Origin of the sequence: Phreatobacter sp., assembly GCF_052440005.1 — a bacterium.
Taxonomy (GTDB): Bacteria; Pseudomonadota; Alphaproteobacteria; order Rhizobiales; family Phreatobacteraceae; genus Phreatobacter.
Genome location: NZ_JBQVQL010000003.1, coordinates 83,343 through 93,639 on the forward strand (window position 1 = coordinate 83,343; position 10,297 = coordinate 93,639).

At 69.8% G+C, this 10,297-nt stretch carries 12 protein-coding genes; 2 read left to right on the forward strand and 10 right to left on the reverse strand.

The features are described 5' to 3' along the window. Positions 1 to 129: 129 nt before the first annotated feature. Entirely contained in the window at positions 130 to 1,203 is a 1,074-nt protein-coding gene (locus tag ACT6XY_RS01670; protein ID WP_444746608.1) for a class I SAM-dependent methyltransferase, read from the reverse strand. Beyond that, entirely contained in the window at positions 1,200 to 2,015 is an 816-nt protein-coding gene (gene lgt / locus ACT6XY_RS01675; RefSeq protein ID WP_444746609.1) for a prolipoprotein diacylglyceryl transferase, read from the reverse strand. Before lgt ends, ACT6XY_RS01670 begins: the two co-directional genes overlap by 4 nt. Positions 2,016 to 2,119: 104 nt before the next feature. On the opposite strand from lgt, the gene ACT6XY_RS01680 reads away from it, so the two are divergent. Beyond that, the gene (locus ACT6XY_RS01680; protein WP_444746610.1) at positions 2,120 to 2,374 is read left to right on the forward strand and encodes an accessory factor UbiK family protein; all 255 of its coding nucleotides are present in this window, start codon (positions 2,120 to 2,122) and stop codon (positions 2,372 to 2,374) included. A 42-nt stretch (positions 2,375 to 2,416) separates the two neighbouring features. Here ACT6XY_RS01680 and ACT6XY_RS01685 read toward each other — a convergent pair whose 3' ends face one another. From ACT6XY_RS01685 to ACT6XY_RS01700, 4 genes are all read right to left on the reverse strand, one after another. After that, positions 2,417 to 3,904: a M81 family metallopeptidase gene (locus tag ACT6XY_RS01685; protein WP_444746611.1), complete on the reverse strand. Its 1,488-nt coding sequence runs from the start codon at positions 3,902 to 3,904 to the stop codon at positions 2,417 to 2,419. 106 nt (positions 3,905 to 4,010) lie between these two features. After that, positions 4,011 to 4,424, reverse strand: coding sequence for a type II toxin-antitoxin system VapC family toxin (locus ACT6XY_RS01690; protein ID WP_444746612.1), 414 nt, complete (start codon positions 4,422 to 4,424; stop codon positions 4,011 to 4,013). Next, positions 4,421 to 4,786 (reverse strand): DUF7662 domain-containing protein, encoded by a 366-nt coding sequence (locus tag ACT6XY_RS01695; protein WP_444746613.1) that lies wholly within the window; start codon positions 4,784 to 4,786, stop codon positions 4,421 to 4,423. The genes ACT6XY_RS01690 and ACT6XY_RS01695 overlap by 4 nt, the downstream gene beginning before the upstream one ends. Positions 4,787 to 4,911: 125 nt before the next feature. Continuing rightward, positions 4,912 to 6,408 (reverse strand): CoA-acylating methylmalonate-semialdehyde dehydrogenase, encoded by a 1,497-nt coding sequence (locus ACT6XY_RS01700; RefSeq protein ID WP_444746614.1) that lies wholly within the window; start codon positions 6,406 to 6,408, stop codon positions 4,912 to 4,914. Positions 6,409 to 6,570: 162 nt separating this feature from the next. Here ACT6XY_RS01700 and ACT6XY_RS01705 point away from each other — a divergent pair, with 162 nt between their 5' ends. Further along, positions 6,571 to 7,458 (forward strand): LysR family transcriptional regulator, encoded by an 888-nt coding sequence (locus ACT6XY_RS01705; RefSeq protein ID WP_444746615.1) that lies wholly within the window; start codon positions 6,571 to 6,573, stop codon positions 7,456 to 7,458. A gap of 7 nt (positions 7,459 to 7,465) precedes the next feature. Here ACT6XY_RS01705 and ACT6XY_RS01710 read toward each other — a convergent pair whose 3' ends face one another. Genes ACT6XY_RS01710 through ACT6XY_RS01725 form a run of 4 tightly spaced genes read right to left on the reverse strand, consistent with a single transcriptional unit; the run spans position 7,466 to position 10,104 of the window. Then, positions 7,466 to 8,203 carry a sulfate/molybdate ABC transporter ATP-binding protein gene (locus ACT6XY_RS01710; protein ID WP_444746616.1) on the reverse strand — a complete coding sequence of 246 codons (738 nt, stop codon included), beginning with the start codon at positions 8,201 to 8,203 and terminating at the stop codon, positions 7,466 to 7,468. Further along, positions 8,196 to 8,864, reverse strand: coding sequence for a molybdate ABC transporter permease subunit (gene modB / locus ACT6XY_RS01715; RefSeq protein WP_444746617.1), 669 nt, complete (start codon positions 8,862 to 8,864; stop codon positions 8,196 to 8,198). Before modB ends, ACT6XY_RS01710 begins: the two co-directional genes overlap by 8 nt. Positions 8,865 to 8,870: 6 nt before the next feature. Further along, positions 8,871 to 9,665 (reverse strand): molybdate ABC transporter substrate-binding protein, encoded by a 795-nt coding sequence (modA, locus tag ACT6XY_RS01720; protein WP_444746618.1) that lies wholly within the window; start codon positions 9,663 to 9,665, stop codon positions 8,871 to 8,873. Between the two features lie 55 nt (positions 9,666 to 9,720). Further along, on the reverse strand, positions 9,721 to 10,104 hold the full coding sequence (locus ACT6XY_RS01725; RefSeq protein WP_444746619.1) for a winged helix-turn-helix domain-containing protein: 384 nt from the start codon (positions 10,102 to 10,104) through the stop codon (positions 9,721 to 9,723). Positions 10,105 to 10,297 lie beyond the last annotated feature (193 nt).

A 10,297-nucleotide genomic window follows, 5' to 3' on the forward strand; every position in this document is an offset into this window, starting at 1 on the left:
CAACCCGTGGGCGCGGAGGGGGCGGCTGGCTGGCGGAAGCGGATCGCTGGCGGGCTGGCGCATGGGCCTCCTGAAGGAGGCAGGAGGAGCAATAGAAAAGTGGATACCTTAAGTCAACAATCAGCTGAGCTAGGGCAGGGCCTTCAGAGTTGCGGGCGATGACGCGACGGATATCGCCTTGAACAGGCTCCCCATTCCCGCAGGCTCAGGGTTGATCAGCCGCTCGACGGCGACGCGCAGGCTCTCGAAGGCCTCGGGCCGCAGCCCCGCCAGCCGTTCCGCGCGCTCGCGCAGGCCGAGGCCGAAGAGCAGCGCCCGCTGGGTTACCGGCGCGCCCGTCACGAGCCCGGCACCGGCCAGCGCCGCGGCGAAGGCCTCGAAATCGACATGGGCGGTGAGGTCCGCCTCGCCAGGCGCTGCGAGAGGGTCGGCGAAGCGGTGGCCCTTCACGGCCTGCAGCGTTTCGCCATGGGCGGACTGCACGTGGCCGTAGTCGACGAAGAGGGCGGCGATGGGAGCGTCGCGGTCGGCGAGTGCGGTCGCCAGCGCCCGGAAGGCCGGGCAGATTTCCACCACGGCGCCGGGCGATGCCTGACGCAGCCCGGCGGGGATGACCTCCACGGGCATGGGGTCGCGGGCGAGGCCGAAGGCGAGCGCCCCATCCGCAAGGCCGACCACGCGCTCGCGCCAGCCGTCGGCCGTCATGACGAACTGGCGGATGGGCAGTGCGTCAAGGAACTCGTTGGCGACGAGGATGGTCGGGCCAGGTGGCACCGTCGAGAGGTCCCGGTGCCAGGCGCAGGGCACCCCGGCCGACGCCAGGGTCTCCCGTTGGCGGGCCGTCAGAACCGGCGAGGTCTCGACCAGTTGCACCGAGAGCGCCGCCGCGAATGCGGGGAGCGCCCGCGCCGCACGGAGGAGGTCGGCCATCAGCGTGCCGCGTCCCGGGCCCAGTTCGACGAGGTTGACGGCGGGTGGCCGTCCGAGAGCCTCCCAGGCCGACGCCGCCCATACGCCGATCAGCTCGCCGAAGACCTGGCTGATCTCCGGCGCCGTGACGAAATCGCCCGCCCGCCCGAACGGATCCCGCGTCGTGTAATAGCCGTGGCCGGGATGGCCGAGCGCCAGCGCCATGAAGCGGTCGACGGGGAGGGGACCTTCCGCTCTGATCAGCGCCGCAAGTTCCGCCGCGAGCGCGCTCATGCCGGCAGGCGCCGCGCCCTCAGCACCAGCCAGAGGCCGACCGCGACGAGCGGCACCGACAGGAGTTGGCCCATGGTGGCGCCGGCGAAGAGGAAGCCGAGTTGAGGATCGGGCTGGCGGAACAGCTCGCCGAAGGAGCGCGCGAGGCCGTAGCCGATGCCGAAACAGCCGGCGACGAGACCCGGCCGCTTCAGCCCGCCCGAGCGCGCGATTACCAGCAGCACGACGAAGAGCAGCAGGCCCTCGGTCAGCGCCTGGTAGATCTGGCTCGGATGGCGCGGGTCAGGGCCTGCACCGGGGAAGATGATGGCCCAGGGAACGTCGGTGACGCGTCCCCACAGCTCCGGCTTGATGAAATTGGCAAGGCGCCCGAGCGCGATGCCGATCGGCGCGACGACCGCCGCGAGGTCGATGAGCGGCAGCAGCGGCAGCGAATTGCGACGCGCGAAGATGAGAAGCCCCACCACCGCGCCGACGATGCCGCCGTGGAAGGCCATGCCGCCCTCCCAGACCGCGAGGATGGCGGCGGGATGGGCGAGGTAATAGTCGAGATTGTAGACGAAGACGAAGGCGAGGCGGCCGCCGAGAATGCCGCAGAGCGCCGCCCAGACGATGGCGTCGTCGATCACCGTGGGCGCAAAGGGCGCCTTGCCGCCGGGCCACAGCCTGTCGGTCGCGACCAGCTTCTTCGCCAGCCACCAGCCGAACAGGAAACCGCCGATATAGGCCAGCGCGTACCAGCGGATGGCGAGGGGGCCGATCTCGATCAGCACCGGGTCGATGACGGGAAAGGGCAGGGCGAGCAGCGGCATGGCGGGGATGTGCCCGCCCCCGCCGGCAAGGTCAAGCCGAGGCCGGCCGCTCTTGCGCTGGCGCCCCCGCGACCCCATACCCTGACCAGCAGCGGAGATATCCCATGACCCAGACCAGCGGCCGCATCGCCGACGAATTCGCCAAGCTCATGACCGACGCCGCCGGCTTCGCCCAGGGCATGAAGCGCGAGGCCGACACTTTCGTGAAGACCCAGGCGGAGCGTCTCCTGCGCGACATGGACCTGCCGAGCCGCGAGGAATTCGAGGCCGTGCGCGACATGGCCGTGAAGGCCCGCGAGGAGAACGAGGCGCTCAAGGCGCGCATCGAGGCGCTGGAAGCCCGGCTCTCCGCCGGCTGAGCCGGCTGAGGGCCCGGAGGCTTGTCCTCCGAGCCTCCAGCCTCAGTGGTTCGACATTGGCCTGCGGCGGACGTCGGGCCTCAGGTGCTTGAAGGGGATGACGCCAGTGTCGTCCAGCGCGGCGCCGGGCGAGGCCCCGACCACCACCGAATCCGCATAGGGCTGCCAGTCGCCGCGGAAATGCACCGAGCTCTTCAGCACCACCACCTTGTAGCCGGTGATGTCGACGCCGAGATGGGTGCAGACCGCCACGCAATGGGGCTGCTGGCGCACCGAGCCGACCACGAGGTCGATGCCGCCGATCCTGAGCCAGGCCGAGGGCCCCATGTTGATCGGCTGGCCGCCGACCATCGGCCCGGTGCCGGTGAAGCGCCCGTCCGAGACCGCCACCACCTCCGCCTTCGTCGTCAGCGGCTCCTCGCCGGGGCCTGACCCGTTGGCTGCGAAGGTGACCTCGATGGTCGCGCCCTTGCCGGCGGCATGGGCGGCTTTCGCAATCTCCGGCTCGTGGTAGAGCGCCATCAGCGTCTCCTTCGCGCCACGGTTGATCATGGCGCGCAGGAAACCGGTGGTGATCGAGGAGCCGCCGGCGCCCGGATTGTCCTGGGTGTCGGCGATGATGACGGGCCTGGAGGCCAGTGCGGCGCGCGAGAAGGCGAGCGTCACCGCCTCGTCCTGCGGCTTGGCGAGATGTTCGAGGAAGGCAGCCTCGGACCGCAGGACGGCCCTGTAGAGGCGGTCCTCCGCCTCATCCACCGTGGTCTGGTCGGCGCCGTAGCCGATGACGGTGGCGCCCATGTCGAAAATGTCGGCGGAGGGAAAACCGGGGCATAGCGAGAGATGCACGCCGGTCTCTGCCTCGATCTCGCCGAGCAGCGCATAGAGCCCCTTCATCGGCTCGATCATCGAGCAGCCCGAGGCGATCGGGATGAGGAAGGGCAGCTGGCGGAAGGCACGCGCCGGGTGCGGCCCCCAGGACACGACCCGGTCGAACCATTCGGCGACGCGCTGGCCCGTCTGCAGCCAGTCGATATGCGGATAGGTCCTGTAGGCCGACATGAAGCTGGCATTGTCGACCATAAGCCGCGTCACGTTGGCGTGGAGGTCGAGGGAGCATACGACCGGCATGTCCGGCCCCACGAGGCGGCGCACCCGAGCGAGCAGTTCGCCCTCGGCGTCCTCGATCGTCTCTGTGGTCATGGCGCCGTGCAGTTCGAGAAACACCGCGTCGGGCGCGGCATCGGCGATGTCGGCGAGGATGTAGGACACGGCACGTTCGAAGACCGCATCCTCCACCCGCCCCGATGGCTGGGCGAAGGACCAGGAGAGCGGCACCATCGTGTGCCCGGCCTTCTCGGCGATGCCCATGAACCCCGTCGAGGCGATGTTGAAGGGCCGGAACTTCGTCAGCATGGCGGGACCGCGGGTGAAGCCCGGCCAGGCGCCCTCCTGGTTGAACATCGCCCAGGGCGTCGGTGCGGGTACGAAGGTGTTGGTCTCGTGCATGAAACCGCCGACGGCGATGCGCATGGGATGAATCTTTCGCAAAATGAAGAAGCCATTCGTGGCCCAAGTGTCGTCACCCGTCACCCTCCGCGAGCGAAGAGCAGTCCTGCTGATGGGAAGACTGGAACGCCTAGCATTCCATGGCTGCAACATGGCCGAGGCGCGCATAGGCCAGGATAGCCTGGTCGCGCGTGACGATCGTTAGTTGCATGCGGCGGGCCGTGGCGATGACGATCCGGTCGGCAGGGTCTCCGGGAGGGCTGGCTGGGAGTTCGCAGGACGCGATGAGGACATCCGCGTCGAGCGGCGCGATCTCCACCCCCGGATGATCGAGGACGCGCTGAAACCACTGGTGCGGAGTCATGGTCAAGGCAAGTCGCCCCTTCCTGACGAGGGTTGCGATCTCCCAGGCTGAGAACGGCGACACATGGAGGGTCCGCGCCGCAGCGGCCTGGGAGATGGCGGTTCGCGACTCTTCGGTCATCTTGGAGCCGCCGAACAGCCAGATGACAGCACCGGTGTCGAGGAGGAGGCGCGGGCTCACGATTTGCCCGCCTCGGCCTCCCAACGCTCACCGGTCGGAGTCACAAGTGCCGTCTCATCGCGGACTGTCACCGTACCTCCGAGTGCACCCCACGGGTCCGAAGGTAGTCCTTGCTTCTTCTGCCGCACACGCACGAACTCGACCGTTCGACGCGACAGATCGAGGTTCTCGGTTCGCCACCCCGCATCGAGCCAGGCCTTAGCTTGGCTGTGGCTGGCATCATTCGCCCACCATGCCTGATACTCATCGGCGCTGCGGGGCAGGGACACCCCCAGAAGCCGCTCGACGGCCGTGAAGTCCAGCCGGATGCGATCAGCGGTCTGGTCGACGAGAAACTCCGAAATCGGCGAGTATTTGGCCATAATTCCCTCCGCAGAAAACACTTTAGTGTTCCCTTTTTGGCTGTCAAACAACCGCGATAGAAGAAGGGCGCGACCTTGCGGCCGCGCCCTCTCCGAATTTCTAGAGGGTGCCTGAACGAGGCTTGTCACCCCATGGTGGGGATGACGAAGCTGGCGCCGTCCTTGATGCCCGAGGGCCAGCGGGACGTGACGGTCTTCGTCTTGGTGTAGAAGCGGAAGGCGTCCGGGCCGTGCTGGTTGAGGTCGCCGAAGGACGAGCGCTTCCAGCCGCCGAACGTGTAATAGGCCAGCGGCACCGGGATCGGCACGTTGATGCCGACCATGCCGACCTGCACCTTCGCCGCGAAGTCGCGGGCGGCGTCGCCGTCGCGGGTGTAGATGGCGACGCCGTTGCCGTATTCGTGGTCGTTGGCGAGGTCGAGGGCCTCGTTATAGGTCTTGGCGCGGACGACGGAGAGGACGGGTCCGAAGATCTCCTCCTTGTAGATCCGCATGTCCTTGGTGACGTTGTCGAACAGGCAGCCGCCCATGTAGTAGCCGTTCTCGTAGCCCTGCATCTTGAAGCCGCGGCCGTCGACGACGAGCTTGGCGCCTTCCTTCACGCCGATATCGACGTAGCCCTTCACGCGCTCCAGCGCCTGGGCGGTGACGAGAGGGCCGAAATCGACGTCGGCCGAGGTCGAGGGGCCGATCTTCAGCGCCTCGACGCGCGGCACCAGCTTGTCCATCAGGCGGTTGGCGGCGTCCTCGCCCACCGGCACCGCGACGGAGATCGCCATGCAGCGCTCGCCGGCCGAGCCGTAGCCGGCGCCGATCAGGGCGTCCGCGGCCTGGTCCATGTCGGCATCCGGCATGATGATCATGTGGTTCTTCGCGCCGCCGAAGCACTGCACGCGCTTGCCGGCCGCGCAGCCGCGCGAATAGACGTACTCCGCGATCGAGGTCGACCCCACGAAGCCGACCGCCTTGATGTCCTCGTCGTCGAGGACCGCGTCCACCGCTTCCTTGTCACCGTTGACGACGTTGAAGATGCCCGGCGGCAGGCCGGCCTCGAGGAAGAGCTCGGCGAGCATGAGGGGCACGCCCGGGTCGCGCTCGGAGGGCTTCAGCACGAAGGCATTGCCGGCGGCGATCGCAGGTCCCGCCTTCCACAGCGGGATCATGGCGGGGAAGTTGAACGGGGTGATGCCGGCGCAGACGCCGAGCGGCTGGCGCATCGAGTAGATGTCGATGCCGGGGCCGGCGCCCTCGGTGTACTCGCCCTTCATCATCTGCGGCGCGCCGATGGCGAACTCGACCACTTCGAGGCCGCGCTGGATATCGCCCTTGGCGTCGGGAATGGTCTTGCCGTGCTCGCGGGCGAGCAGCTCGGCCATCTTCTCGTTGTCGCGGGCGCAGAGCTCGAGGAACTTCATGAGGACGCGGGCGCGGCGCTGCGGATTGGTGGCGGCCCAGGCCGGCTGCGCCGCCTTGGCGTTCTCCACGGCCTCCCGCACCTCGGCCTTGGAGGCGAGCGCCACCGTGCCGAACACCGAGCCGTCCAGCGGCTGGAACACGTCGGCGGTGCGGCCGGACTTGCCGGCGACGTGCTTGCCGCCGATGAAATGACCATAATTGCGCATGGACGTCGTCTCCCTCGGTGCCTGGCCGGCGGGCGGAAGCGTCGCGCCCCGGGCCAGGCGTCAGATCGAAATGGACCAAGGCCATCCCTAGAGCGAAGCCTTGCGGCAACCAAGCACCAAGTTGGCGCATGCCTTGTGCGCAAAATGGCGTAAGATGGGGCCATGACGCCAAACTGGGATCATGTCCGGGTTTTCCTCGCCGTGGCGCGCGCGCGCCAGTTCCTCGCCGCTGGGCGGGCGCTGTCGCTCGACCACGCGACGGTGGCCCGCCGCATCACGTTGCTTGAGGAGCAACTCGGCACCCAGCTCGTCGCCCGCTCGACCGCCGGCATTGCCCTGACGGTGGCCGGCGAGAAGTTCGTCGCCGCCGCCGAAGCCATGGAGACCGCCTGGCTCGACGCCCAGGCCGACGTCTCGCAGGTCGACCGGGTCATTTCCGGCACGGTGCGCATCGGCGCGCCGGAGGGTTTCGGCGCCCTGTTCCTGAGCGCCCGGCTGGGCCGCCTCGCCGAACGCCATCCGGACCTCACCATCCAGCTCGTGCCGCTGCAGCGGACCATGTCGCTGTCCAAGCGCGACGCCGATCTCGCTGTCGTCATCGATCCGCCGACCGACGGGCGGCTCACCGTGCGCAAGCTCACCGACTACGGCCTCGGCATGTATGCGACGGAGCGCTATCTCGCCCGCCGCGGCATACCCGAATCGGCCGAGGCGCTGCGCCGGCACCTGCTGGTGACGTCGGTGCAGGAGCTGCACTATTCGCAGTCGCTGACCTATTACCCGCCCGCCTTCGATGCGGGACAGCGCCGCTTCGAATGCGCCAGCGTCCTCGCGCAGATGGAGGCGGTGAAGGCCGATGTCGGCATCGGCGTGCTGCATGATTACGCCGCGCGTGACGCCGGGGGCCTCACACGGGTGCTCCCGGGCCTGACGATCCGGCGCACCTATCATCTCGTCGCCCACGTCGACACCCGCCGCATCGCCCGGATCGACGAGGCCTACCGCTTCCTCGTGGAGGAGGTGGAGGCTGCCGCCGGCCTCTTCCTGTGACGCGGCTTCAGCCGCCGGTCGCCGGCATGGCGAGGTCGAGCGCCTCGGCAACCCGCGCGCTGGCCGGACGGGCGAGCACCTCCGCCGGCACCCCGACCTGCAGGATGTCGCCGCGGTCGATCACCGCGAGGCGATCGGCGAGGCCCGCCGCCTCGTCGAGGTCGTGGGTGACGAGCAGGATCGGCACCCTCACCGCGGCGCGGATAGTGGCGAGTTCGCCGTGGAGTTCGCGGCGCACGCGCCGGTCCACGGCGGAGAAAGGCTCGTCGAGCAGGAGGACGGCCGGATCCCGGGCGAGCGCCCGGGCCAGCGCGACGCGCTGCTGCTGACCGCCGGAGAGTTCGGCCGGGTAGCGCCGCTCCAGTCCGTCGAGATGGACGAGGGCGAGAAGCCGGCGTGCTTCCGCCTCTCGCTCGGCCGCGGGCCGGTGGCCCATGGCTGCCGTGACGTTGGCGAGCGCTGTCATGTGGGGAAAGAGCGCGTAGTGCTGGAAGACGAGGCCGGCGCGCCGTGCGTGCGCCGGCAGGGCGAGGCCGGCTTTGGTATCGAGCCAGGTCTCGCCCCCGCACACCACCCGGCCGGCCGAGGGGGTGTAGAGCCCGGCGATGGCGCGCAGGACGGTGGTCTTTCCGCTGCCCGAGGGGCCGACGAGCGCCAGCATCTCGCCCGGCGCGCAGGCCAGCGTCACGGCGAGCGGGATGGGCGCCGCCTGGGCGAGGTCGACGGTCAGTCCCGCATCAGCCATGCCGGCGCACCAGTCGGGCGGAGAGCATCGAGGTCGTGGCGAGGGCGACGACCGATACCACCACGAGCACCGCCGCCATGACATGGGCCGCCGCATCGTCGAAGGCCTGGACCCGGTCGTAGATGGCGATGGAGAGGGTGCGCGTCTCGCCCGGCAGTGAGCCGCCGACCATCAACACCACGCCGAACTCGCCGAGCGTATGGGCGAAGGTGAGGACGAGACCGGTGACGATCCCCGGCCAGGCCAGCGGGAGGTCGATGCGGCGCATCACGGTGAGTGGCGTCATGCCCGACACGGCGGCCGCCTCGCGGACCTCCGTCGGGATCGCCCGGAAGGCCTGTACCATCGGTTGAATCGCGAAGGGCAGGTTGGCGATGACCGAGGCGATCAGCAGCGCCTCGAAATGGAAGACGAGCTGGCGGCCGACGAGGGCCTGCCAGAGCTGGCCGATAGGCGAGGCCGCCCCGAGCCCGACCAGCAGGTAGTAGCCGAGGACAGTCGGCGGCAGGACCAGCGGCAGGGCGATGAGCGCCTCCACCAGTCCCTGGCCGCGGAACGGGCGGAAGGCGAGGCGGCGCGCCACGACGAAGCCGACCGGCAGCAGGATGAGGACCGTGGCCGCGCCCAGCTTCAGCGAAAGGGAGAGCGCGACCCAGTCCATGGATGATCAGGATTCTTCGCCGGCGATCAGGAAGCCGTGGCGGCGGAAGATCACCCGCGCTTCCGGGCCGCGCAGGTAGGCGTGGAAGTCGCGCGCCACCGGACCCGCCGTCTTCATCAGCGCCATGCGCTGGCGCAGCGGCAGGTGCCATTCGGCGGGCACCAGCGCAAAGCTGCCGAGCGCCCGCACCTGCGGCGCCAGCACCAGCGAATGGGCGACGAGGCCGCCCTGGGCTGAGCCGCTGGTGGCGAAGCGCACGGCCTGCGCGATGTCCTCGCCGATGGCGAGCCGGCCCTGCAGCGGCTCCCACAGGCCCTGGCCCTTCAGCACCTGCTCGGCCGCTCGGCCATAGGGCGCATGTTCCGGGCTGGCGATGGCGAAGCGGGTGACGCGGCCGTCGACAAGGCCTGCGCGCAGGTCAGCGAGGGCGCTGTCGGCCTTGAGCGAGGAGCCGTTCGGCACGAAGAGCACGAGACGCCCCTCGGCATAGACCTCGCCGCGGTCGGCCGCGAGGCCCGCATCCGCGAGCTGGAAGATGAAGCCCTCATCGGCCGAGAGGAAGAGCTGGAACGGCGCGCCCTGGCGGATCTGCCGGGTGAAGTTGCCGGAGGCGCCGTAGACCACCGAGACCTCCTGGTCGGTCGCCTGCCGGAAGGCGGCGGCGAGCTCGTCCATCGCCGGCTTGACGCTGGCGGCCACGGCGATCTGCGGGGTCTGGGCCGCCGCGGACGTGGCGATGCCGGTCACGGCGAGGGCCATCGTGAGCGCGAGAGAGCGAAGGCGGCGGGCGAGGGGGGCCATGGACAGCTCCAGCGATATTTCCGTTCGGCTATATCGCGTGGCGCTGCCGCCGCTGTCAATCGCCCGCCGGGCGGAAGAGACCCACCAGCGTCGCCATCTCGGCCGCCGCCGTCGTCCTGAGCTTCTCCTCCATGGCGCGGAAGGCGGCGAGCACGGTGCGCCCGGCCTCGGTCAGCTCGGCGCCGCCGCCGTCCCGCCCGCCCTTGGACGAGGCGACGAGCGGTGCGGCGAACATGGCGTTCATGGTCTCCACCAGCATCCAGGCGCGCTTGTAGCTCATGCCCATGCGCCGTCCCGCGGCGGCGATGGACCCGGTGTCGCGGATGCCCTCGAGGAGGTCGGCCTTGCCCGGACCCAGCCTCACGCCTGGGGCGAAGTCGACGCGCAGCGTCACGAGGGGTGTGGCGGCCGGGGAGGGCGCCTTGGGCGGAGCGGACATGGCGGGAGCCTAGCGGCGGCGCGGCCCGCTGTCAGCCTGATGGGAAAGAGCCCGGCGCCCACGGGGGCGGACCCGTGGAGGCCGGGCTCCCGTGCCCCCGCGCGCCGTCGAGGCCACGCAGGGACGCGTTCGCTATTCCGCGGCGACGCGGATGGGGCGCTGCGCCTCGCCGGGAGGCGGGGCGTCGGCCGGC